Here is a 23674-nt window from a genome sequence, read left to right as displayed (position 1 = left end):
GTCGTCAGCGACCAGCGGGTTGACTGGGACGTCGGTCACAGGAGGAGGAACCAGCGTGCTCGGACCCGAACTGGTGGTGGTGCTCGGCCTCGCCATCGCGGTGACGGCGGGCATCGCCGACCGCATCCGGATCGCGCCGCCCGTGCTGCTGCTCGTGATCGGTGCGGGCCTCGCGCTCGTCCCGGAGTTCTCGGACCTGCAGCTCCCGGCGGACGCCGTGCTCCTCCTGTTCCTGCCGGCGCTGCTGTACTGGGAGAGCCTGACGACGTCGCTCCGGGAGATCCGGAAGAACCTCCGTGGCATCGTCCTCATGGGCACGCTCCTCGTCGTCCTGACCGCCGGCGCCGTCGCCGTGCTGCTCCACCTGCTCGGGGTCCCCTGGGGGCCGGCGTGGGTCCTCGGTGCCGCCGTCGCGCCGACCGACGCCACGGCCGTCGGCGTGCTCACACGGATGTTGCCCCGGCGGAACGTGACCGTGCTCCGAGCCGAGAGCCTCGTGAACGACGGCACCACCCTCGTGGTCTACGGCATCGCCGTCGCCGTCACGGTCGGGACGCAGGAGCTCACGTTCTGGGGCGTCTCGGGCATGCTCGTGCTGTCCTACGTCGGCGGTGTCGCGGCCGGACTGGCCGCGGCGTGGCTCGGGACGCTGGCGCTCCGCCGCGTCGACTCGGTCGTGCTGCAGAACCTCCTGACCCTGCTCGTGCCGTTCGTCGCGTTCCTCGGCGCGGAGGCGATCGACGCTTCGGGGGTGCTCGCGGTGGTCACGGCGGGCATCGTCGTCAGCCAGGTCGCGCCGAAGCTCGACCGTGCCGAGACCCGGCAACAGGTCCGGGCGTTCTGGTCCTTCCTGACGTACCTGCTCAACGGCGCGCTGTTCGTGCTCGTCGGCATCGAGGCGATGATCGCCGCCCGTGCGCTCGACGGCGGGGAGCTCCTCCGCGCGACGGGCCTCATCGTGGCGGTCGCCGTCCTGCTCGTCGTCGTCCGGTTCGCGTTCCTGAACGCGGCCGGCGGCACGGTCTGGCTCGTGACCCGGCGGACCGGCGGCGAACCGCGCGAGGGACACCGCGACCGACTGGTGAGCGGGTTCGCGGGGTTCCGTGGCGCCGTGTCGCTCGCGATGGCCGTCGCCGTGCCGCGCACGCTCGAGTCGGGCGGCGCGTTCCCGGACCGCGACCTCATCGTGTTCGTCACCGCCGGGGTGGTCGTGCTCACGGTCGTCGGACAGGCGCTCGTCCTGCCGGCGGTCCTCCGCCGTGCCGCCCTGCCCGAGGACGAGTCCGTCGGCGAGGAACGCCGGTACGCCGAGCGCACCGCGATCGAGGAGGCCCTGGACGCGCTGCCCCGGCTCGCGCGCGCCGCGGGTGCCGACCGGACGATCATCGAGCGCGTGCGCAAGGACTACGAAGCACACCTCGACGTCATCCAGGCGCGGGAGGAGGCCGAGGACGACGACCACCCGGCGCTGCAGCGGCACGACGCCGCGGTCGCCCTCGAACTCGCCCTCGTGCAGCACAAGGCCGCGACGCTCCTCCGGCTCCGCGACGCCGACGAGATCGACGACCTCGTCCTCCGCCAGGTCCGCGCCGGCTACGACGCCGAAGAGGCACGCCTCGACGGATCGACGCCGCCGTGACCACCGACCTCGGCACGCTCCTGTGGACCCTCGTCGGGGTCGCCGTGCTCGTCGCGATCGCCACGGCGGCGCTGCTGCTCGCCCGCGCACCGTCCCCGTGGGCACCGGCCCTCGCCGTGCTGCGCGGCACCGTCCAGCTCGCGGTCCTGAGCATCGTCCTGTCCGGGGTCATCCGCGACCCGGTGTGGATCGGGGTCGCCCTCGCCGTCATGTTCGGAGTCGCGACGACGACCGCGGCCCGCCGCCTCGGGACGCTCCGGACCCGGTTGCTGCCGGTGGCGGCGTCCATGGTGACCGGCATCGGTGTTGCGCTCGTCGTGGTCTTCGCGACCGGCGCGATCGCGTTCTCGCCGCGCTACGTCCTGGCCATGGGTGGCATCGTGATCGGCAACGCCATGACCATCGCCACGCTGTCCGGGCGGCGCTTCGTGGAGCTCGTCGACGACCGCTGGGACGACGTCGAGGGGTGGCTCGCACTCGGTGCCACGCCACGACGGGCCACCACCGACCTCGTCCGTCGTGCGGTCCACGCGGCGATGGTGCCGAGCACCGACCAGACCCGGACGACCGGCCTCGTGACACTGCCGGGAGCGTTCGTCGGCGCGGTCTTCGGCGGGGTCTCGCCGCTCGAGGCGGGCCGCTTCCAGGTGGTGGTGCTCGCGGCGATCATCGCGGCCGGGGCGCTCGTCGCGGTCACGCTGACGCGCCTGCTCGCGCCGGTGCGGACCCGCCCGGTACGCGCCGACTGACGCACCGCCGTGCCCACGGCGGCGGCGTGACGGAGGTGGGCCGGGCCTCCCGGGCGACAGCGACCGCTTCAGGACCGGGCGGTGACCGTCGGCCGCACCATCTGCTCGGCTCCCGGTGTCGCCCAGACCGTCCCGTCCACGTCGAACGCGAGGACGTCGACGGACCCGTCGTCGGTGATCCGCCGGAGGTCGTCCGCGTCCCCCGCCACGATCGCCGTCGCGAGGACGTCGGCGGTGACGATGTCGTCCGCCACCACCGTGGCCTGCGCGAAGGTCGGGGTCGAGCGTCGCCAGACGTGCTCGCCGCGCTCGGCGGTGCCCGAGGTGGCGACGGCGCGGCGGGTGCCCTCGAGCGCGACGACCCCGACGACGGTGTCACGGTGCGCGGGGTCGACGACGCCGACGCTCCACGGCGCTTCCCCCTCGTGCCGTCCGCGGCCGAGGACGTCTCCACCGGCGACGATGAGCCAGTCCTCGGACACCCGGTCGAGCACGGCGCCGGCGTCCCGGATCGCGAGCGCCTTGACGACCCCGGACAGGTCGACGACGCCGTCGGGCCGGTGCGGCGTGAAGGCGCCGCCGGTCCGCTCGCGCCACTCCAGGGCGAGCGCGTAGACGTCGCGGACCTCCTGCGGAGCGTCCGTCAGGCGCAGGGCCCCGGCCGCGATCCGGCTGAGTACCGACGACGGGTCGTACAGGCTGTACCGGTGGTCGTACCCGGTGAAGACCCGACGCACCTCGGCAGCCGCGCGGGGGCCGGCACCGCGGATGCTCACCACGGTGCCCATCGTCTCGAACGTCGCGACGCTCACAGCCCGGCCTGGTCGATCGCGGACTGGAGCGACGTCACGTAGCCCTCGCTCGTGTAGGTCGCGCCGCTCACGGCCTGGATCTGCGCAGACTGCGCCTGCAGAGCCTCCTGCCGGAGGATCGGTGCGGCCTGCTGGCTGATCTGCGCCGACCGGCCGTCGCGGTCGGTCAGTTCCAGGGCGGTGACGTCGGTGATCTTCCCGCCTGCGACGGTGATCTCCACCTGGACGGGCCCGTACTGTGTCTGGGCCGCGTGGCCGGTGAAGGTGCCGTCCTTCGCCGCGCCCGACGCGGACGCACCGCCGCTCGTGCCGCTGCCCGTACCCGCGCTGCCGGAGCCGCTGCCCGTGCCCGCGGTGCCCGTGGCTGCGCTGCCCGTCCCACCCGCGCTCGTGCCGCCCGACGTGCTCGTCTGCTGCTGTGTGGCGGTGAGCCCCGGCTGCGCGCCGACCTGCCAGCCGATGACGAGGACCGCTGCCGACGTGACGATGCCCCCAGCGACCACCCGCGCGCGCATCACTCGAACCGTTCCTGGTGGATCTGGTGCTCGGGGACGCCGGCGAGCCGGGCCTCCCGGACGACCAGGTCGGACCACACCCGGGGCCCGCACACGTACAGGTCGGACTCGAGCAGCCGCGGGAACACCGTCCGGAGCGTCACGCCCCGTCGGACGTCCTCCTCGGTCATCCAGCTCTCCCGCGAGTGCGCGCGGTGCCCGACCATCGCGTACAGCGCGCTGCCGGTCGCGTTCGCCAGACCCGCCGTCTCGTCCCACAGGTACTGCTGGTCACCGTCGCTCCCGCGCAGCAGCACCGTGGCCTCGCCGGGTCGGAGGTCGGTGTCCTCGAGGAGTGCCCGCACGGGGGTGATCCCGATGCCGGAGGCGACGAGCGCGAGGTACGGCGCGGTGCGCGCCCGACTCGTGAACAGTCCGTACGGTCCCTCGAGCGAGACGAAGGCGCCCGGGCTGATGCGGCCGAGCCGGGCCGAGCCGGCACCGAGGTCACGGACGGTGATGCGGGCGTGCGCGGAGCCGGGGACCGCCGAGAACGACACCGGGTGCGCGTGCCACCACGTGCGTGCGGTCCAGAACCGCCAGACGCCGTACTGGCCGCCCTCGACCCCGAGCCGGTCGAGGGACCGACCGGCCAGGTGGATCGACACGACGCCGGGCGCGATCGGCTCGACGGCCGTCACCCGGATCCGGTGCCGGAACGTCACGACGACCGGCAGGACGAAGCGGTAGAGGGCGATGAGCCCGAGGGCCAGCACGTACAGCGCGATCCAGTAGGTGCGCTGCCACGAACCGGCGGACAGGACCCCGCCGACGCTGAGCATGTGCGGCAGCGCGACGAGCACGGCGGCGTAGCTCAGGAGGTGGATGACGTGCCAGACCTCGTAGGGCAGGCGACGTCGGACGGCGACCAGGGACGACACGACGACCACGAGGAACAGGCCGAGGGCGAGGTAGGCCAGCGGCATGTCCGGCGTGGAGAACAGCGCGATCGTCTCCGCGACCGGACTGTTCGCCGACTCGGCCGAGTAGCCCAGCGTGAGCAGGGCCCCGTGGGCGAGGAGCAGGTACAGCACCGGCTTGCCCAGGGAGCGGTGCACCGCGATCGCGTTGTCCTGCCCGAACACCCGGTCGATGAGCGGCACGCGGGCGGCGAGCACGAGCATCACGAGCGTGAGGTCCGTGCCGATGAGGCCGGCGACGATCCCGGCGTCGGTCAGCACACTGCCGACTCCGGTCACCTCGCGGGAGGACGGGGTGACGAGCCAGAGCAGGACCGCGACGGCCGCCGAGATCCACGCCAGCACGCCGAGCAGGTCGGCTGCGGCGGAACGGGCCCGTGCCGAGCGACGACGACGGCGCGCGGCAGCGGCGAGCGGTTCGGCGGGCGCTGGACGGAGGCGCGGGCGGCTCGCGGCGGCGGAACGAGCAGGAGGGCGGGTGGCGGGGCCGGCGGTGTCGATCATCGTCGTGGTCCTCTCCAGCAGCTGATCGGGTGGCACCCAGCATCTGCACCGGAACCATGAACGAACCCGGAACAGGCCAGGTGCTTCGTTCGAGATCTCGAGTGATGGACAGATCAGCGCGGTGGGAGCCGGACGGTCGCGATCGCGCCACCGTCCGACCGGTTCTCGAGCGAGGCCGTTCCCCCCGCCCGCTCCGCAGTGCCCCGCACGAGGGCGAGTCCGAGCCCGCTGCCGCCGAGGGCCGTGCGTGACTCGTCCGCGCGCGTGAACCGGTCGAACGCCTGGGGCAGGAAGGACACCGGGATCCCGCGACCGTCGTCGACGACCACCAGCTCGAGGTCCTGCTGCGGGTCCTGTCGCAGCGTCACCCGCACCGAACCACCCGCGCTGCCCGCGGCGATCGCGTTGGCGACGAGGTTGTCGACGATCCTCGCGAACGCCGCGGCGCCGATGCCGTACCGGACGTCCGGCGAACCGACGTCCACGGTGAAGTCGACGTCGCGCGGCCCGACGACGTCGATCGCGCGTGCTCGGTCGATCGATGCCATGAGCTCGGTGACGAGCGCCGCCGCCGGGGTGGACGGCACCGGGCCGGCCTCGTCGAGTCGGCTGAGTTCGAGCATGGTGTTCGCCAGGGACACGAGTCGTGCCGCGTCCGTCTCGGCAGCGTTCAGTTCCCGTTCGAGCGCGTCGGCGTCGCCGGTGGAACGGTGCGCGAGCTCGAGCCGAGCGGTCAGCGCGGCGAGCGGTGTCCGGAGTTCGTGGCTCGCGTCGGAGACCATGCGTCGCTCACGTTCGGCGTTGTCGCGCTGTCGGTCGAGGAAGGCGTTGAGCGTCCGGGCGAGGCCGGCGAGCTCGTCGTCGGAACGGCCGGCCGGGAGGTGGCCGTCAGCCGATCCGGCGCTGATCGCCTCGGCGGTGCGGCGCATCCGCCCCACCGGTCGGAGCGCGAGGGTCGTCAAGAGCCACGCCGTCCCGCCGAACGCGACGAGGGCGAGGAGCGTCCCCACGACGAGCGACCGGTCCACCCGCTCCAGCGTCTCGTGCCCGGCCCGACCGTCCTGCGCCGCCCAGACGACGAACGAGCCCACGTCGTTGCGCACCGGGATGCCGACCACGGTGTTCCGGTGCCCGTGCACGTCCAGTCGGAGCGTCGTCTCGCGGTCCACCGTGCGCGGGAGTGCGGCGCGCAGCCCGTCCGGCAGCCGGTCGAGGATCCACGAACCCGACGACGACCGGATGCCGATGAGCAGTCCCTCGGTCGGCCGGTCCGGCGCCTCCCCCGGGTTCGACCGGAGGTCCGCCACGAACGGCGCCGCGTCGCTCATCGCGAGGGAGCGGTCGGTCTCGAGCGATGCCCGGTCGATCTGCACGTGCAGGGCGACGGCGCTCGCGACGAGGACGACCGCGCCGACGAGCACGCTGCCGAGCGTGATCCTGGCGCGGATCGACAGGCGACGGAGCAACCTCACGACGACCGGTCCGTCATGACGTCGAGCGCGTAGCCGACGCCCCGCACGGTGCGGATCGCGACGTCGGCGTCCGCGGCCTGCAGTTTCTTCCGCACGTAGCTGACGTACTGGTCCACGATCGTCGGATCGAAGTGCTCGGCACTCCCCCAGACCTCGTCGAGCACCTCGCTCCGCGAGCGGGTCTGCCCGACGCCCTGCAACAGGAAGCGCAGCAGGGAGAACTCCTTGACGCTGAGTGGGAGGTCCCGCCCCCGCACCGTCGCGCGCACCGCCACGGTGTCCAGCCGCACCGCGCCGGCCTCGACGACGGTGGGTGTCCCCGCGGCGCGACGCCGCAGGTGCGCTCGCAGCCGCGCGTTCAGCTCTGCGATCGCGAACGGCTTCGTCAGGTAGTCGTCGGCGCCCGCGTCCAGTCCGAACACCCGGTCGTCGACGGCGTCCCTGGCGGTGACGAGCACGACCGGCAGGTCCTGCCCCATCTCCCGGAGCCGCCGGCAGACCTCGAACCCGCTCATCTCCGGCAGCATCACGTCGATCGCCGCCGCGTCGAACGACGTGGCCCGTGCGGCGACCAGCGCAGCGACCCCGTCGGTGACGAGCGTGACCTCGTGGCCGTCACCGCGCAGACCGCGTTCGACGAGTGCACCCATCTCCGGGTCGTCCTCCACCACCAGGATCTCCGCCATGCTCGTTCCTTCCCGCCCCCATCGTGCCGGACACCGCCGACCGCGTCGGTGACTGATCGCCGGTTCGTGTGTGGATTCGAACGAGTCCGAGTGCGGCGAGCGGCCGACTCCCGGGCACGCCGTCCAGCGAGCGCGTTCAGTGGCCCGTGGACGTCGAGGTCGCTCGGCGCGGAACCTGGAAGGGCTCTTGATGAACTGGCAGTACGGGGGCGTCCCGCTCCACCCGCTGTTCGTCCACCTCACCACCGTGGCCGTGCCGGTCGCCGCACTGGCTGCCATCGCGGTCGCCGCTTGGCCGGCGGCCCGACGGTGGCTCGCGGTCGGCGCACCGATCATCGGCCTCGTCGCCCTCGTGTCCGTCCCGCTCGCCACGCAGTCCGGCGAGTGGCTGGAGGAGCACGTGCGGGAGACCGCGCTGCTCGAACGCCACACCGAGCTCGCCGACGGCCTCCTGCCGTGGTCCGTCGCGGTCTTCGCGCTGCTCACCCTCTGGTGGGCCTGGCAGCGCTTCGGTGTCGAGCGGGTCGACGGTCGTGGACTCGTCCGCGTCGTCGGCGTCGTGGGACCGGTCCTCCTGATCGCGGCCGGCATCGGCTCGCTCATCGAGGTCGTCGTCATCGGACACGCAGGGGCCGTGTCCGTCTGGAAGGGATAGGGAACAGGATCGATGGAACACGACGCAACGAACACCTGCAGCTACCACATGGAGGGGGCGCTGCCGGCCGGCGGTGACCACCTGGGCGGGGCGTTCGCCCAGTCGCCGACGCTCGAGCACTGGTACCCCCAGCGACTCCGTGTCGACGCGCTGCACCGCAACGGCGTCGACGCCGACCCGCTCGGTGCCGACTTCGACTACGCCGCGGCGTTCGCGACGATCGACCTCGAGGAGCTCAAGCGCGACATCAAGGAGCTGCTCACCACCAGCGTCGACTGGTGGCCCGCCGACTACGGCAACTACGGCCCGCAGATGATCCGCATGGCCTGGCACGCCGCCGGCACCTACCGGATCGCGGACGGACGGGGCGGTGCGGGCACGGCCATGCAGCGGTTCGCGCCGATCGGCAGCTGGTGGGACAACGGCAACACGGACAAGTCGCGGCGACTCCTCCAGCCGATCAAGCACAAGTACGGCAACGCGCTGAGCTGGGCGGACCTCATGGTGCTGACCGGCAACTGCTCGCTCGAGCTCATGGGCCTGCCGACGTACGGCTTCGGCGGCGGTCGGCTCGACGCGTGGGAGCCCGACGACGGCACGTGGTGGGGCCCGGAGGTGTGGAACCCGCACGACGTGCACAGCATGGACGAGATGGTCTCCCGTGACGAGCGGTGGCACGGGCAGAACGGCGACGAGGACTACGACCTGCAGAGCCCGCTCGCCGCCTCGCACCAGGCGCTCATCTACGTCAACCCCGAGGGCCCGTACGCGAACGGCGACCCGATGGGGTCCGCCCGGGACATCCGGATCACCTTCACCCGCATGGCGATGAACGACGAGGAGACCGTCGCGCTCATCGCGGGCGGTCACGCCTTCGGCAAGAGCCACGGCCAGGTGGCCGCGACCGAGATCGGCCCGTCGCCCGAGCTCGCCCCGATCGAGCAGATGGGCCTCGGCTGGCACAACCCGGTCGGGACCGGCAACGCCGAGTACACCTCGACGAACGGCATCGAGGGCAGCTGGACCCAGGACCCGACCCGCTGGGACAACAGCTACCTCGAGAACCTGTTCGGGCACGAGTGGGAGCAGACGAAGAGCCCCGCCGGCGCGCTGCAGTGGACGCCGGAGGACCCCGACGCTCCGCGCACGCCGGACGCCCACGTGCCGGGGCAGACGCACGCGCTGATGATGATGACGTCGGACATCGCGCTGAAGGTCGACCCGGAGTACCGGAAGGTGTGCGAGGAGTTCCTCGCCGACTTCGACACCTTCACGCTGGCGTTCTCGAAGGCCTGGTACAAGCTCACCCACCGCGACATGGGCCCGAAGTTCCGCTACCTCGGCCCCGAGGTGACGATCCAGGACGACCTGCTCTGGCAGGACCCCCTGCCCGACGCCGAGGGCGCCCCGATCGGCGACGCCGACGTCGAAGCGCTCAAGGCCGCGGTCCGTTCCGCCGGGATCAGCGCCTCCGACCTCGTGTTCACCGCGTACTCGGCCGCGTCGACCTACCGCGACAGCGACAAGCGCGGCGGTGCGAACGGCGGCCGGATCGCCCTGTCCCCGCAGAAGGACTGGGCGGTGAACGGTCGGACGGTGCCGGTGGTCGAGGCACTCAAGCGGATCAAGGAGCAGCACCCGTCGGTGTCGCTCGCCGACCTCGTCGTGCTCGCGGGCTGCGTCGGCGTGGAGGACGCCGCGCGCGCCGCCGGCGTCGAGGTCACGGTGCCGTTCACCCCGGGGCGCGTCGACACCACACAGGAGCTCACCGACGTCGAGATGTTCGAGTGGCTCCGGCCGGTCGCCGACGGCTTCCGCAACTTCCGCTCCGAGCGGTTCGAGCAGTTCGCCCCCGGCGTCGCGCTCGAGCAGGTGTTCCTCGACCGGGCGAACCTCATGACACTGACCGCGCCCGAGTGGACCGTCCTCACCGGAGGCCTGCGGGCCCTCGGCACGAACTGGGACGGCTCCGACGTCGGCGTGCTGACGCACCGGGTCGGCGCGCTCACGACGGACTGGTTCGTCAACCTGACCGACACCGACCTGGTGTGGACGAGGACCGACGACAGCGAGACGACCTTCGCCGGCACCGTGCAGGCGACCGGCGAGCAGCGGTGGACGGCGTCCCGACACGACCTCGTGTTCGGGTCGAACGCACAACTCCGATCGATCGTCGACGTCTACGCCGGTAGCGACGGACCGGAGCGGTTCGTCACGGACTTCGTCGCCGCGTGGGACAAGCTCATGATGCTCGACCGGTTCGACGTGAAGGGACACAAGCGGTACGGCCCGATGTCAGCCTGACACCCTTCCGCGGTCGGCGCCCGCTCTGCCACGATGTGGTCAGGGCGGGCGTCGTGCCCGTCCGGTTCGAAGGAGACCGCCATGACCGTCCGACTCAACCCGTACCTCGGCTTCCGCGACTCGGCCCGCGCAGCGCTCGAGTTCTACCACTCGGTCTTCGGCGGCTCGCTCACCGTCGGCACCTTCGCCGAGATGGGCATGGAGGTCGACGCCGCCGACCGCGACAAGGTCATGCACGGGCAGCTCGAGGGCGAGAACGGTCTGCTCCTCATGGCCTCCGACTCCCCCTCCGGCATGCGCGCCGACACCGGCAGCAGCATCTCGGTGTCGCTCAGCGGCGACGACCTCGACGCGCTCACCCGCTACTGGGAGGGGCTGTCCGACGGTGCGACGATCCTCGAGCCGTTCACGCAGGCCCCCTGGGGCGACACCTTCGGCATGCTGACCGACCGCTTCGGCACGACCTGGCTGGTCAACGCGAGCGCACCCGCGGCGTGACCCGGCACCGCTGACGCGGTGACCACCGGACTGGAGGCCCGTGGCGGCGCCCGCCACGGGCCTCCGGTCCGCCCCGCGAGGGGTCGCGACGCGGCCCGCCTCGCCTCCGTAGGCTCGGGACCATGTCCTACACCGCGGCGGACGACCGCTACGACTCCATGCCCTACCGCCGGACCGGCCGCTCCGGCCTCGACCTGCCCCTGCTCTCGCTCGGGTACTGGCACAACTTCGGCGACGACAAGCCCTTCGAGACGCAGCGGGCGATCAGCCGCCGCGCGTTCGACCTCGGCATCACGCACCACGACCTCGCGAACAACTACGGCCCGCCCTACGGCGCCGCGGAGGTGAACTTCGGCCGGCTCATGCGGGAGGACTTCCGGCCCTACCGCGACGAGATGGTGATCTCGACGAAGGCCGGGTGGGACATGTGGCCCGGGCCGTACGGGCAGGGCGGCGGCTCGCGGAAGTACGTCCTCGCCTCGCTCGACCAGTCGCTCCAGCGGATGGGCCTCGAGTACGTCGACGTCTTCTACTCCCACCGGCTCGACGCCTCGACGCCGCTCGAGGAGACCATGGGTGCGCTGCACACCGCCGTCCAGCAGGGCAAGGCGCTGTACGTCGGGATCTCGTCGTACGACGCCGAGCGCTCCCGGCAGGCCGCGGCGATCCTCCGCGACCTCGGCACCCCGCTCCTCATCCACCAGCCGTCGTACTCGATGCTCAACCGGTGGATCGAGGACGAGGGGCTGCTCGACGCAGCCGGCGAGCTCGGCTTCGGCGTGATCGGCTTCACCGCGCTCGCGCAGGGGCTGCTGACGGGGCGGTACCTCGACGGGGTGCCGGCCGACTCGCGTGCGGCAGCGGGCAAGTCGCTCGACGCCGGGTCCCTCACCCCGGAGGTCGTCGAGCACCTGCGGGCACTGAACGACGTCGCGGCGGCGCGCGGCCAGAGCCTGGCGCAGCTCGCGCTCGCGTGGGCGCTCCGCGACGAGCGGGTGACATCGCTCGTGATCGGCGCGTCGCGGGTGGAGCAGCTCGAGCAGAACGTCGCGGCGCTCGGCAACCTGACGTTCACGGACGACGAGCTCCGGACGATCGACGAGCACTCCGTCGGTGTCCTCGACGTGGACCTGTGGTCCGGCGCGCGATCGGGTGCCGTGAGCTGAGGCGCCCGGCGCGGGCGCGGCGGGGCTGCCTGCGCACAACCGAAGTCGTCCCGAACCACGCGCATCCGCGGTTCGGGACGACTTCGGTCGTGCGAGCGTCGGCCGCGGCTCACACCGCGAGCGCGACGGGCGCGTCGGCAGCCGACGCCGACGCCGCGGACACCGCCGGGAGCGTCAGCGCCCGGTGCCCGTTCATCGTCTCGAGCACCCGCACGACCTGCCGGCTGTACCCGTACTCGTTGTCGTACCAGACGTAGACCACGACCTGCCGGCCGCCGTCGGCGATCGTCGCGAGCCCGTCGACGACCCCGGCCTTCCGCGAACCGAGGAAGTCGCTCGACACGACCTCCGGCGACTCGACGTAGTCGACCTGGCGGCGGAGGGCCGAGCGCAGTGAGACCTCGCGGAGGTGGGCGTTGAGCTCCTCGCGGGTCACGCCCCTGCCCAGCGTGAGGGTGAGCACCGCGATCGACACGTCGGGCGTCGGGACGCGGATCGCGCTCCCGGTGAGCTTCCCCGCGAGCGGCGGGTACGCCTTCGCCACGGCCTTCGCGGCCCCGGTCTTCGTCGGCACCATGTTGAGCGCCGCCGACCGACCACGCCGGGGCCCGGGGTGGTGGTTGTCGGTGAGGTTCTGGTCGTTCGTGAACGAGTGCACCGTCTCGACGTGGCCGTGCTCGATGCCGTACTCGGTCTCGAGCGCGGCGAGCACCGGCGTGATCGCGTTCGTCGTGCAGGACGCCGCCGCGACGATCGGCTCGTCCGCGATCATCGCGTCGTTGACCCCGTGCACAATGTTCGGCACGCCGCCGGAGGCCGGGGCGGTCAGCAGGACACGGGACACCCCTGGGGCCGCGAGGTGCGCCGACAGCGACTCCCGGTCGGTCCGGACCCCGGTGCTGTCGACGACGACGGCATCGTCGATGCCGTACGCGGCGTAGTCGACGTCGGACGGCGACGCCGCACCGATGAACCGGATGACGGTCCCGTTCGCGGTGATCGTCTGCGCCTCCTGGTCGACGGTGATCGTCCCGTCGAAGGGCCCGTGCACGGAGTCCCGCCGCAGCAGGCTCGCCCGCTTGACCAGGTCCTCCGGACCCGTGGAGCGCAGGACGACCGCTCGGAGGCGGAGTCCGTACGCGCCTCCCGACCGGGCCAGGAGGATCCGCGCGACGAGCCGGCCGATCCGTCCGAACCCGTGGATGACGACGTCGCGCGGCGGCGCCGCGTACTGACCGGTGCCGACCGCTTCGGCGAGGACGTGCCGGAGGTAGTCGTCGAGCTCGAGCGCGTCCTGCCTGCGGAAGCCGGCGTTGCAGTCGGCGACGTCGACCACCGACGGACCGAGGTCGAGGGTCGTCAGCGCGTGCAGGACCGGCAGGATCTCGTGCGGGGACAGTTCGACGCCGTCCAGGTGCCGCGCGAACCGGTGCAGCTTGAGGATCTCGTGCACCGAACGCCCCACGAGCCGGCGACCGTGGATCGTCGTCACGACGTCGTGCCGTCGGTGGAGTCCGTCGACGATCGGGACCATCGCGGCGGCGACCGACGCCCGGTCGACCCACTCGTCGAGGACCCGCTCGGTCCCCGCGCGGTTCACGCCGCGACCTCGACGCGCGCCGGCGTCGTGCCCCCGGCCGCTGCGGGTGCTGCTGCCGCCGCCTCGAGCCGAGCCCGCAGTGCCCGGAGCTCCGCGCGCACCGCGGCGGGGACGGTCCCACCGAGCGACTCGAAGAACGCCTCGGTCCGGTCCGCCTCGTCGAGCCAGCTGGCGGGGTCGACGTCGAACAGGGCCTGGAGGCTCGTCCCCGACACCCCGAGACCGCGCACGTCGAGCGCGCCCTCCGCGGGGACCGCGCCGAGTGGCGTCGCGCGCGTGGTCGGCGCGTCCGGGTCCGCGACCCGGTCAGCGATCCACGCGAGGACGCGGGCGTTCTCCCCGAAGCCGGGCCAGAGGAACGCGCCGTCCTCGCCCTTCCGGAACCAGTTGACCTGGAAGACCTTCGGAGCACCCGCGCCGAGCGCTTCGCCGACCTCGAGCCAGTGCTGCCAGTGCGACCCCATGTCGTAGCCGACGAACGGGAGCATGCCGAAGGGGTCCCGACGGAGTTCGCCGACCGTGCCCTCCTGCGCCGCGGTGCGTTCGCTCGACACCGTCGCGCCGACGAAGACGCCCTGCGCCCAGCTCTGCGTCTCGACGACGAGCGGCACGTTCGTCGCCCGGCGCCCGCCGAAGAGGATCGCGTCGACCGGGACACCGTCCTGCTCGTACCAGTCGTCCGCGAGGGTCCGGCACTGCTCGATCGGGCTCGTGAACCGGGCGTTCGGGTGCGCCGCCGGCGTGCCCTTCGCCGGTGTCCAGTGCTCGCCCCGCCAGTCGATGAGGTGTGCCGGCGGCTCGTCGGTCAGCCCCTCCCACCAGACGTCCCCGTCCTCGGTCAGGGCGACGTTCGTGAAGATCGTCCGCTTCCGCATCGTGTCCATCGCGACGGGGTTCGTCGCCACCGACGTCCCCGGAGCCACGCCGAAGATGCCGGCCTCGGGGTTGATCGCGTACAGCCGTCCGTCCGCGCCCGGCCGGAGCCAGGCGATGTCGTCGCCGATCGTCTCGACGCGCCAGCCCGGAAGCGTGGGCTGCAGCATCGCGAGGTTCGTCTTGCCGCAGGCGCTCGGGAAGGCCGCGGCGACGTGGAACGCACGGCCGGCCGGGTCGGTGAGCTTGAGCAGGAGCATGTGCTCGGCGAGCCAGCCCTCGTCGCGGGCGATCGTCGAACCGATCCGGAGCGCGAAGCACTTCTTCGACAGCAGCGCGTTGCCGCCGTAGCCGGAGCCGAACGACCAGATCGCCCGCTCCTCCGGGAAGTGCGAGATGTACTTCGTCGGGTTGCTCGGCCACGCGACGTCCGGGCGCCGGGTGCCGTCGGCGTTCCGGAGCGGGTACCCGACGCTGTGCACGCCCGCGACCCACTGCGTGTCGGGTCCGATGCGCTCGAGCGCGTCGTCGCCCACCCGAGCCATCAGCGCGAGCGAGACGGCGGCGTAGGCGGAGTCGGTGACCTGCACGCCCAGCTGCGAGATCGCGCCGCCGACCGGCCCCATCGAGTACGGGACGACGTACATCGTCCGGCCGCGCATGGACTCCGCGAACAGGCCGTTGAGCTCGGCGTGCATCGACCGCGGGTCGCGCCAGTTGTTCGTCGGGCCGGCGTCGGCGGGGTCGCTCGTGCAGATGAAGGTGCGGTCTTCCATCCGGGCGACGTCGTCCGGGGTGCTCCGGGCCAGGAAGCTGTCCGGCCGGAGCCCCGGGTCGAGGCGGATGAGTGCGCCTTCTTCCACCATCCGGTCGGTCAGGCGGGTCCACTCGGCGTCGGAACCGTCGCACCAGACGACCTCGTCCGGTCGGGTCAGCAGCGCCGTGCGCACGACCCAGTCCGCGAGTGCGCGGTTCGCCAGTCCGTGCCGGTACGCACCGTCCGGCACCTCGGCGCTGGGGCACGGCCCCACCGGCGGGTGGGTGTGCCGGTGCACGGTCGCAGTGGGGATCGGACCGGTCTCGGCGTCGCCGAAGCGGCGGTCACGGGACGGAACGGTCATCGTCATGGTGGTCTCCTCGTCGAGCCCTACGGTGGTCGTGGTCCCCAGCATGCGGGGCTGTCCGCGCGCTAGGCTCTCGGCCAGACGGAGAAGAACGGCAGTTCTTCACACTCGAGGAAGAGTGACGACATGTCCCACGACGACCGCCCCCAGCGACTGCTCGGGCAGTGGATCCGCCACGTGCGCACGACCCGCGGGATGACCCTCGACGTCCTCGGTCGCGCCACCGACCTCGCGCCGAGCCGCCTCTCGATGATCGAGAACGGGCTCCGCGAGCCGAAGGTCTCCGTGCTCACGAAGATCGCGGCGGCGCTGGACGTCCCCGTGTCCACACTCACCTCGTCGACCCCGCCGACCGAGCGTGCCCGACTCGAGCTCGAGCTCGCCGCCCACCAGGACGGCCCGCTCGCCGCTCGTCTCGACCTGCCGCGCATCGACGTCCGGAGGAGCCTGCCCGACGACGTCCTCGCGAGCGTCGTCGCCCTGCACGAGGCATTGGAGCGACGGGTCCGTGAATCCGCAGTCACCCAGGCCGCCGGCCGGGAGGCGATGATCGCACTGCGGCTGCAGGGCCAGTCGTCCGACAACTACTACGAGGACATCGAGGACCAGGCCGCCGACCTGCTCGGGACGGTCGAGCGTCCGCCGGGGCCGCTCATGCACCACACCGTCGCGGCGCTGGCGTCGAAGCTCGGGTACCGCCTCGTGCACGCCGACGACCTGCCCGCCTCCTCGCGCACGATCACCGACCGCGAGCACGGCGTGATCTACCTGCCGCCGGCCGCGACACCCGGTGGTCGGGGCTTGCGGAGCCTCGCGCTGCAGGCACTCGCGCACGTGGTCCTCGGGCACCGGCCGCCCACCGACTACGCCGAGTTCCTGCGGCAGCGCATCGAGATCACGGCGTTCGCGGCGGCCTGCCTCGTCCCGCGGGACGCCGCCGTGCCGTTCCTGCAGCAGGCGAAGTCCCGGCGTGACATCGCCCTCGAGGACTTCCGCGACGCGTTCGGGGTCACGCACGAGACGGCGGCGCACCGGTTCACCACGCTCGCGACGCGCTTCCTCGACCTCCCCGTGCACTTCGTCCGTGTGCGCCGGTCTGGTGCGATCGTGAAGGGCTACGAGAACGACGGCATCACGTTCCCGACCGACACCGACGGTGGGATCGTCGGGCAGGTCGTCTGTGCGAAGTGGGCGTCCCGGACGGCGTTCGAGGACCGGAACCGCTCACGCGAGCACTACCAGTACACGGACACACCGAACGGCACGTACTGGTGCAGCGTGCAGACGGGCACCGACGACGACGAGTTCTCGATCACGCTCGGGACGCCGTTCGCGCACGCGCAGTGGTTCCGGGGACGCGACACCACCGTCCGGCGGCAGTCGAACTGCCCCGACCCGTCGTGCTGCCGGCGCCCGCCCGCGCCCCTCGAGGCGAAGTGGAAGGACGTCGCCTGGCCGAGCGCCAAGCTCGGCGAGCACGTCCTCGCTCCCCTGCCCACCGGCCGGTTCCCCGGGGTGGACGACGGCGAGGTCTACCGCTTCCTCGAGGCGCACGCCGAGTAGCGCCGCTCGCGGCACTGCCGGCGCCCGCGCGTCCGGCAGACGAACCACGAAACCGACACCGAACCGGGTCCTCGCCCCGGTTCGATGTCGGTTTCGTGGTTCAACGCGAGCACGCGCTCGCAGGACCTACCGCTTCAGGTTCGTCAGCTCCTGCAGCACCTCGTCCGAGGTCGTGATGATGCGCGCGTTCGCCTGGAACCCGCGCTGCGCCACGATGAGGTTCGTGAACTCCTGCGACAGGTCGACGTTCGACATCTCGAGCGTCCCCGCCGCGAGCGAGCCGACGCCCGCCGAACCGGGTCCGCCGACCGAGGCCTGGCCGGAGTTCGCCGTCGCGCGGTACCCCGAGGCGCCGGTCTTCTCGAGGCCGGCCGGGTTCGCGAACGTCGCGAGGGCGATCCGACCGAGGGCGAGCGAGGCACCGTTGGAGAAGGTGCCCGTGACGGTGCCGTCCTTCGCGATCGAGTAGCCCTGCAGCGACCCGGCCTCGTGGCCGTTCTGCGACGAGATGGTCGCGGTGTTGAGCGTCGCGAACCCGGTGAGGCCGGACATGTCGACCGCGATCCCGCCGACGGTGAGCGCACCGCCGGTGGCGACCTTGCCGTCGGCACCGAACGTGATCGTCGAGGTGGCGTTCGCGCCCTGCCCGTTCGTCGCGGTGACGTCCCAGCCGGTCGCCGTGCGCTGGTACGCGATCGACATCGTGTGCTTGGCGCCGGACGCGTCGTACACGGTGGCGTCGCGGGTCACGGTGTCGCCGACGGCGGTGTCGGAGGGCAGGTTGCCGGTGAGGGCCGCGGTGGTCGTGCGGACCGCGGGCGCGGCGGCCTCGAGCGGGAGCGTGATGTCGCCGAGCTGACCGTTGTCGTTGACCACGCCGTTCACGGCCGGGTACCCCTGGACGATCTTGCCGTCCGAGGAGACCAGGCGGCCGTCGGCGTCGAAGTCGAACGCGCCGGCGCGGGTGTACACGGTGTCGTTGCCGAGGCGCGTGACGAAGAAGCCGTCGCCCGAGATCATGAGGTCGGTGGCCTTGCCGGTGGCCTGCGCCGAACCCTGCGCGAAGTTCGTGGAGACACCGGCGACCTGCACGCCGAGGCCGATCTGCGCGGGGTTCGTGCCGCCGATGCCGGTCTGCGGCCCACCGGCGCCCTGGGTCATCTGGGACAGGGTGTCCTGGAAGACGGTCGACGACGACTTGAAGCCGACGGTGTTGACGTTGGCGATGTTGTTGCCCGTGACGTCGAGCATCTCTTGGTGGGAGCGGAGGCCGGAGATCCCGGAGTAGAGCGAGCGGAGCATGGTGCGTCCTTTCGTGGAGGTACCGCGGTACCGAAGAAGAAGAAGGAGGAGGAGGAGGGCGGTCAGGAGGTGGTCTTGATCCCGGAGATCACGTCGAGATCGACCTCCTTCCCGTCCACGGTCACGGTCGGCACGCTCTCCGCGTACGACACGGCGGTCGCCGTCCCCGTGATCGATTTGCCGGACGTCGCGTCGGTGTAGCTGACCTGCTTCCCGACGAGGTTCGCGGCGGCGATCCGCATCTGCAGCGAGAAGTTCTCGTTCGCCGTCGTGGTCTGGTTCGTGATCTGCTCCATCATCGCGAGCTGCGTCTGCTGGCTGATCATCTGGTTGGTGTCCATCGGCGAGGACGGGTCCTGGTTCCGGAGCTGCGTGACGAGCAGCTTCATGAACACCTCGGAGTCCATCGTCTGCGACCGCGAGGACGACTGGTTCGCGGCGAGGGCCGCGGCCTGGGTGGCCTGGTCGACCGAGCCGGTGATGCCGTCGAGGGGCATGGTGTGGTCCTTTCGTGCCGTCGCTCAGGCGAGGACGTCGAGGCCCGCGGTGCGGACGGTTGTCGTGGTCGGGGTGCGGTGTGCGGCGGGGGCGGGTCGTGCCTCCCGGTCGTCGCGGACCGCCTGCGGACCGGGCGCCGGGCGCTCGTCGCGCCGCGGGGCGGAGTCCGGGTGGTTCTGCGAGGACAGGTCGAGCGTCGTCGACAGCGCGGTCCCCGCCGCGTCACGGCGGAGGTCCGGCAGAACCTGGCGGACGGCCTCGCGTCCGGCGTCGGACGGCGCGTAGAGCTCGACGTGCATGCTGTGCGCGGTCACGTGGGCCCGCACGGTGACCGGTCCGAGTGTGTCCGGCGTCACCTGCACGGTGACGACGTGCTCCCCCGGTCCGGCGTGGGCGAGTGAGAACACCGGTCGGGCGAGCTGCTGGGTGAACGTCGCGGGCGCGGCGTTCGCGGTCGCGGCGCCGGACGGCGTCGCCGACGCCGTGGGAGCGGTCGTCGACGGGGTCGGGAACGGTGCGGGTGCGGCTCCGGCGCGTGCACCGTCGACGGCCTGGAGGCCCGGCTCGACCCCGGCACCCGGCCGCCGGTCCGTCCCGGCGCCGGTCCCGTCGCCGCCCGTGCGGGTGCCCGCGGCCGCCGTCGGCACGACGGGGCTCGCGGTCCCCGTGCCGGTGGTGGCTGCACTCGCCTCGGGCTGGGCCGTGGCGGGCTGCGTCGTCCTCGTGCCCGAGGGCAGTGCCGCGGCGGCCGTCGCACTGGGGTCCGTCGTGAGCGCCGAAGCGTTGACCGGCTGCGCGGGTGCGGCCGTCGTCGGGAACGGTGCCGTGACCGTGGCCGTTGTCGTGGACGCGATTGCGCCCGAGGTGGCGGTCGGCTCCTGGGTCGTCGTGACCGTCGGGCTGCCGGCGAGTGCCGTCGAGGCGTGCACCGTCGGGGCAGACGCCGTCGCGGGGACGCTCTTCCGGTGGGCTCCCGCGGGCGTGCCGGACGCGGGGACACCGGTCGTGGTGGCGGATGGGACGGCGTCGGCGGGGGCGGCCCCGGGCGGGGTCGGAGCGGGGACGGGTGCCGGGGTGGCCAGGGCAGTGGCCCGTGCGGCGGTCGGGGAAGTGGTCGCGGCGGTCGGGGCGGTGGTCGCGGCGGTCGGGGCGGCTGTCGCCACGGCACCGGCTGCGGTGCCAGCGGCTGACGCACCGGCCGTCCCGGTCACGCCGACGGGGTCCGTCCCGCTCGTGGTCGTGCCGGCGCTCGCGGGGACTGCCGCGCCGAGGAGGGCGACCATCGGCACCGGCGTCGCCGCGGGCGTCGCGCCGGCGGTGCCGTCCGCGCTGCTGCCGGTGACGGCGCTCGACGTCGTGCCGCCCTGCGCGTCCGGCCGCTCCGTGCCCGGTGCGGCAGCGTCGGACGACGTCGTGTCGGCGCCGGTCGCCCGGGGAGCGGTGTCTCCCCCGGTGCCGGCCGCAGCACGGTCCTGTCGCGGACCGCGGGGCTGGGGGCCGGTGGGCGCCGCACCGGCGAGCACGTCGCCGAACGCTGCTCCCCCGTCGCCGGGACGCGCCGACGACGGCCGTCCGGTGGCGGCTGCCGTCGGCGGCGTGGTGGCGATCATCGTGCTCATGCGGCGCTCCCGGACTGCATCAGGGCCATCAGTGCGGCGGTCTGGAGGTCGGTACCGGACCCCGCGGTACCGGACCCGGCAGTGCCGGCGCTGCCGACGGCTGCGGTCCGGGCGGCGTCCTGTGCGGACGGCACGATGCGGCGGATCGTGGCGATGTCGGCGTCGGAGTACCAGTTGTCGACGATCCGGACGTCCTTGCCCGGTCGCGGCGCGTGCAGGACCTTGCCGTCGCCGACGTAGATGACGATGTGCTGCTCGCCCTTGGGGATGATGAGGTCCCCGGGCTGCGCGTCCTTGAGCGAGCCGACCTCGACCCCCATCTTCGCCTGGTCCGGCACGACCCGCGGCATGGTGACGCCGAGGTCCTTGAACACGGTTTGCACGAGCCCCGAGCAGTCCATGCCGGCGGTCGTGGTCCCGCCGAACACGTACGGGACGCCGAGGTACTTCTTCGCGTCGGCGACGACGTCGGCACCGGTCGCGCCGCTGCCCGTGGCGACGGTGCCCTTCCCGGCGTCGACCGACGTGGCGGGCGTCGCCCCGGCGAGCCCCGCGGCAGCCGTGAGGCCGGAGGCACCGGCAGCGCCGGTCGACCCCGTCCCCGATCCGTTCGCCGTGGCGAGGGCGTCGGCGAACGCCGTGGAGGACGCCGTCGACGCGGACCCGGCGGACGACGTCGTGTCGACGCTCCCCGTGCGCAGGGCGTCGATCTGGCCCTGGATCTCCGAGATCCGGGAGAGCACGGCGTCCACGCTCATCGGGCACCACCTTCCGCGCGGCTCCGTGCCGCGATCTCGTCGAGGGCGTTCTGTTCGGTGCGGAGTTCCTCCGCGGTGGCGGCGACGGTGTGCTGCTCCTCGAGCTTCTCGAGCCCGAGGGCCGCGCGTCGTGCGGTGTTGTACGTGTCCTGGGCCCGGTCAGCGTCGGCGCGGCGGCTCTGCACGACGGCGTCGAGCTCCTCGAGCATCCCGCGCGTGGCTGCCCGGGCGGCGGCGACGGCGCTGAGGGTCGCGGCGTCCTGGACCGGCTGTGCATCGGCCTGGTCCGCGAGCGACCGGCGGGCAGCGACCCGGGCGTCGGCGGCGTCGCGGAGCCGCTCGTTCGCGGCTGCGAGACCGGCGGCCGCACGGTCCTGTTCGGCGTGCCGGAGCCGGAGCAGGCCGGCGAGCGGGAACCTCCTGGGCATCAGGCACCACCCCCGACGCCGAGCGTGCGCACGAGGGAGCCGAGGGCGTCCCACGAACCGGCGGCCGTCACGCGCTCGTCCATGCCCTGCCGGAGGAACGCGTCGATCGCGTGCTGGTGGTCGACCGCGGCGTCCACGAGCGGGTTCGTCCCGCGCTGGTACGCGCCGACGTCGAGCAGGTCCTGCGCGGCACGGCGGGCGGCCATCACCGTCCGGAGTGCCGTCGCGGTGTCCCGCTGCTCACGGGTCGTCACCTTCGAGGCCACGCGCGACACCGACCCGAGCGCGTCGACCGACGGGAAGTGACCGGTCACGGCGAGCTTCCGGTCGAGGACGACGTGCCCGTCGAGGATGCTCCGCGCGGCGTCGGCGATCGGCTCGTTGTGGTCGTCCCCGTCCACGAGCACGGTGTAGAGCCCCGTGACGCTGCCGACCCGGTCGGTCCCGGCACGCTCGAGCAGTCCGGCGAGCACCGAGAACGTCGACGGCGGGTAGCCCCGGGTGGCCGGCGGCTCCCCGACCGACAGGCCGATCTCCCGCTGGGCCATGGCGACGCGGGTCAGCGAGTCCATCATGAGCACGACGTCCTGGCCGGCGTCGCGGAACGACTCGGCGATCCGCGTGGCGACGAACGCAGCACGGAGGCGCATCAGGGCCGGCTCGTCCGAGGTCGACACGACGACGATCGACCGGGCGAGGCCCTCCGCGCCGAGGTCGTCCTCGAGGAACTCACGCACCTCGCGGCCGCGCTCCCCGACGAGTGCGATGACGTTGACGGCCGCGTCGCTCCCCCGCGCGATCATCGACAGCAGCGAGGACTTCCCCACGCCGGAGCCCGCGAAGAGGCCCATGCGCTGCCCACGGCCGACGGTGGTCAGGGTGTCGAGCACACGGACACCGAGCTGCAGCGGTGTGTCGATGCGGGCGCGCCCCATGGCGTTCGGCGTCGGGTGGTCGAGCGGCACCATGACGTCGGCGTCGAGCGGTCCGCGGCCGTCGATCGGCCGTCCGAGCCCGTCGAGCACCCGCCCGAAGAGTCCTGCACCGGTCGGGACGAGCACCGGACGACCGGTGGGTCGGGCGGGCGTGCCGGCGGTGACCCCGGTGAGCCGTCCGAGCGGCATGCACCGCACCCCGGACGGGTCCGTCGCGACGACCTCGACGGCCGTCTGCGATGCCCCCTCGGCGCCGACGAGGACGACCTCGCCGACGTGCGCGTCGAGTCCGGCGACCGTGAGGCCGAGCCCGACGGCGCTCGTCACGACGCCCTGGCGGACGGGCCGGGCATCGGCGACCGCGGCGTCGAGGCCGCGCGGACGCAGGAGGGTCGCGGTCACCGGGCAGCTCCCAGGGCCTCGCGTGCACGGTCGAGCGCCGCGGCGATGCGGGCGTCGAGCAGCCCGTCCGGCAGGTCGACGACGGCGTCCCCGTCGGACAGCGACGGGTCGCCCACGACGGGGACCGCCGTGTCGAGGTCGGCGACGCGCGCCGCGTCGGCGACGCTGACGCGGACGCGGAGCGCGACCGTCGGGTCGACCGAGGCGAGCGCCCGCAGGACGGTGGCCTCCGCGCCGGACGCACCCCGTGCCTCCGAGCCGTCGCTGGTGGCGTCCACCGGACGGGAGGCACGGATCGCGTACCCGACGACGGCCTCGGCCAGGTCCATGGCCGCGTCCGCGAGCGACGCCTCGGCGTCACGGAGGACCGGCACCACCTGCGAGAGCAGCGCGTTCGTCGCGGCGTCGAGCACGGCGACGCGTCGGACGGTGTCGGCGGTGAGCGACGCGAGGCGCTGGTCGTGCTCGGCCTGCAACCGGACCCGCAGTGCGGCGGTCTCGGCCTGCGCGGCACGGAGCCCCGCGGCGTAGCCGGCGGCGTGCCCACGGACCTCGGCCGCCGGGTCGGCGGTGGTGCCGGCACCCGACCCGAGGACGGGGAACGTCATGCGCT

At 72.9% G+C, this 23674-nt stretch carries 21 protein-coding genes; 7 read left to right on the top strand and 14 right to left on the bottom strand.

The features are described from left to right. The first annotated feature begins 55 nt into the window (after positions 1–55). Together ACRQ4C_RS08655 and ACRQ4C_RS08650 are read left to right on the top strand one after the other, a co-directional pair. Positions 56–1639 carry a Na+/H+ antiporter gene (locus tag ACRQ4C_RS08655; protein WP_290131835.1) on the top strand — a complete coding sequence of 528 codons (1584 nt, stop codon included), beginning with the start codon at positions 56–58 and terminating at the stop codon, positions 1637–1639. Next, a complete protein-coding gene (locus tag ACRQ4C_RS08650) occupies positions 1636–2388 on the top strand; it encodes an ABC transporter permease (RefSeq protein ID WP_439690845.1) in 753 nt (250 codons plus the stop codon). Before ACRQ4C_RS08655 ends, ACRQ4C_RS08650 begins: the two co-directional genes overlap by 4 nt. Before the next feature lie 68 nt (positions 2389–2456). Here the strand turns inward: ACRQ4C_RS08650 and ACRQ4C_RS08645 are convergent, their stop codons facing one another. The 5 genes from ACRQ4C_RS08645 to ACRQ4C_RS08625 all read right to left on the bottom strand — a co-directional run bounded on the left by ACRQ4C_RS08645 (position 2457) and on the right by ACRQ4C_RS08625 (position 7336). Further along, entirely contained in the window at positions 2457–3200 is a 744-nt protein-coding gene (locus ACRQ4C_RS08645; RefSeq protein ID WP_439690844.1) for an FAD:protein FMN transferase, read from the bottom strand. Continuing rightward, a complete protein-coding gene (locus ACRQ4C_RS08640) occupies positions 3197–3715 on the bottom strand; it encodes an FMN-binding protein (RefSeq protein WP_439690843.1) in 519 nt (172 codons plus the stop codon). Before ACRQ4C_RS08640 ends, ACRQ4C_RS08645 begins: the two co-directional genes overlap by 4 nt. Further along, positions 3715–5178 (bottom strand): ferredoxin reductase family protein, encoded by a 1464-nt coding sequence (locus tag ACRQ4C_RS08635; protein ID WP_439690842.1) that lies wholly within the window; start codon positions 5176–5178, stop codon positions 3715–3717. The genes ACRQ4C_RS08640 and ACRQ4C_RS08635 overlap by 1 nt, the downstream gene beginning before the upstream one ends. A gap of 113 nt (positions 5179–5291) precedes the next feature. Beyond that, positions 5292–6650: a HAMP domain-containing sensor histidine kinase gene (locus ACRQ4C_RS08630; RefSeq protein ID WP_439690841.1), complete on the bottom strand. Its 1359-nt coding sequence runs from the start codon at positions 6648–6650 to the stop codon at positions 5292–5294. Continuing rightward, positions 6647–7336, bottom strand: a complete 690-nt coding sequence (locus tag ACRQ4C_RS08625) for a response regulator transcription factor (protein ID WP_290131841.1) — start codon at positions 7334–7336, stop codon at positions 6647–6649. The genes ACRQ4C_RS08630 and ACRQ4C_RS08625 overlap by 4 nt, the downstream gene beginning before the upstream one ends. A gap of 190 nt (positions 7337–7526) precedes the next feature. On the opposite strand from ACRQ4C_RS08625, the gene ACRQ4C_RS08620 reads away from it, so the two are divergent. From ACRQ4C_RS08620 to mgrA, 4 genes are all read left to right on the top strand, one after another. Next, positions 7527–7991, top strand: a complete 465-nt coding sequence (locus ACRQ4C_RS08620; protein WP_439690840.1) for a DUF2231 domain-containing protein — start codon at positions 7527–7529, stop codon at positions 7989–7991. Positions 7992–8003: 12 nt separating this feature from the next. Then, positions 8004–10295 (top strand): catalase/peroxidase HPI, encoded by a 2292-nt coding sequence (gene katG / locus ACRQ4C_RS08615; protein WP_439690839.1) that lies wholly within the window; start codon positions 8004–8006, stop codon positions 10293–10295. A gap of 81 nt (positions 10296–10376) precedes the next feature. After that, entirely contained in the window at positions 10377–10793 is a 417-nt protein-coding gene (locus tag ACRQ4C_RS08610; protein ID WP_439690838.1) for a VOC family protein, read from the top strand. Positions 10794–10915: 122 nt separating this feature from the next. Next, the gene (gene mgrA, locus ACRQ4C_RS08605) at positions 10916–11959 is read left to right on the top strand and encodes an L-glyceraldehyde 3-phosphate reductase (RefSeq protein ID WP_290131845.1); all 1044 of its coding nucleotides are present in this window, start codon (positions 10916–10918) and stop codon (positions 11957–11959) included. 109 nt (positions 11960–12068) lie between these two features. Here mgrA and ACRQ4C_RS08600 read toward each other — a convergent pair whose 3' ends face one another. Both ACRQ4C_RS08600 and ACRQ4C_RS08595 read right to left on the bottom strand, forming a co-directional pair. Then, a complete protein-coding gene (locus ACRQ4C_RS08600; protein ID WP_439690837.1) occupies positions 12069–13559 on the bottom strand; it encodes a glyceraldehyde-3-phosphate dehydrogenase in 1491 nt (496 codons plus the stop codon). Beyond that, on the bottom strand, positions 13556–15553 hold the full coding sequence (locus tag ACRQ4C_RS08595; protein ID WP_439690884.1) for a phosphoenolpyruvate carboxykinase (GTP): 1998 nt from the start codon (positions 15551–15553) through the stop codon (positions 13556–13558). Before ACRQ4C_RS08595 ends, ACRQ4C_RS08600 begins: the two co-directional genes overlap by 4 nt. A 129-nt stretch (positions 15554–15682) precedes the next feature. On the opposite strand from ACRQ4C_RS08595, the gene ACRQ4C_RS08590 reads away from it, so the two are divergent. Then, a complete protein-coding gene (locus ACRQ4C_RS08590; RefSeq protein ID WP_439690836.1) occupies positions 15683–17119 on the top strand; it encodes a helix-turn-helix domain-containing protein in 1437 nt (478 codons plus the stop codon). Between the two features lie 126 nt (positions 17120–17245). Here the strand turns inward: ACRQ4C_RS08590 and ACRQ4C_RS08585 are convergent, their stop codons facing one another. From ACRQ4C_RS08585 to ACRQ4C_RS08555, 7 genes are all read right to left on the bottom strand, one after another. Continuing rightward, positions 17246–18421, bottom strand: a complete 1176-nt coding sequence (locus ACRQ4C_RS08585) for a flagellar hook protein FlgE (protein ID WP_439690835.1) — start codon at positions 18419–18421, stop codon at positions 17246–17248. Between the two features lie 62 nt (positions 18422–18483). After that, complete coding sequence (locus ACRQ4C_RS08580) at positions 18484–18918, bottom strand: flagellar hook assembly protein FlgD (protein WP_290131850.1); 435 nt, start codon at positions 18916–18918, stop codon at positions 18484–18486. Between the two features lie 24 nt (positions 18919–18942). After that, on the bottom strand, positions 18943–20538 hold the full coding sequence (locus tag ACRQ4C_RS08575; RefSeq protein ID WP_439690834.1) for a flagellar hook-length control protein FliK: 1596 nt from the start codon (positions 20536–20538) through the stop codon (positions 18943–18945). Next, positions 20535–21296, bottom strand: coding sequence for a C40 family peptidase (locus tag ACRQ4C_RS08570; protein ID WP_439690833.1), 762 nt, complete (start codon positions 21294–21296; stop codon positions 20535–20537). Before ACRQ4C_RS08570 ends, ACRQ4C_RS08575 begins: the two co-directional genes overlap by 4 nt. Beyond that, the gene (locus tag ACRQ4C_RS08565) at positions 21293–21724 is read right to left on the bottom strand and encodes a flagellar FliJ family protein (RefSeq protein WP_290131853.1); all 432 of its coding nucleotides are present in this window, start codon (positions 21722–21724) and stop codon (positions 21293–21295) included. The genes ACRQ4C_RS08570 and ACRQ4C_RS08565 overlap by 4 nt, the downstream gene beginning before the upstream one ends. Next, positions 21724–23061: a FliI/YscN family ATPase gene (locus tag ACRQ4C_RS08560; RefSeq protein WP_290131854.1), complete on the bottom strand. Its 1338-nt coding sequence runs from the start codon at positions 23059–23061 to the stop codon at positions 21724–21726. The genes ACRQ4C_RS08565 and ACRQ4C_RS08560 overlap by 1 nt, the downstream gene beginning before the upstream one ends. After that, positions 23058–23669 (bottom strand): hypothetical protein, encoded by a 612-nt coding sequence (locus tag ACRQ4C_RS08555; RefSeq protein ID WP_439690832.1) that lies wholly within the window; start codon positions 23667–23669, stop codon positions 23058–23060. The genes ACRQ4C_RS08560 and ACRQ4C_RS08555 overlap by 4 nt, the downstream gene beginning before the upstream one ends. Positions 23670–23674: the final 5 nt, after the last annotated feature.

The sequence above is a fragment of the Curtobacterium sp. SP.BCp genome (genome assembly GCF_051903255.1).
Classification (GTDB): domain Bacteria; phylum Actinomycetota; class Actinomycetes; order Actinomycetales; family Microbacteriaceae; genus Curtobacterium.
Note: the sequence above shows the minus strand (reverse complement) of the source record. Positions and strands in the feature narration are given on the sequence as shown.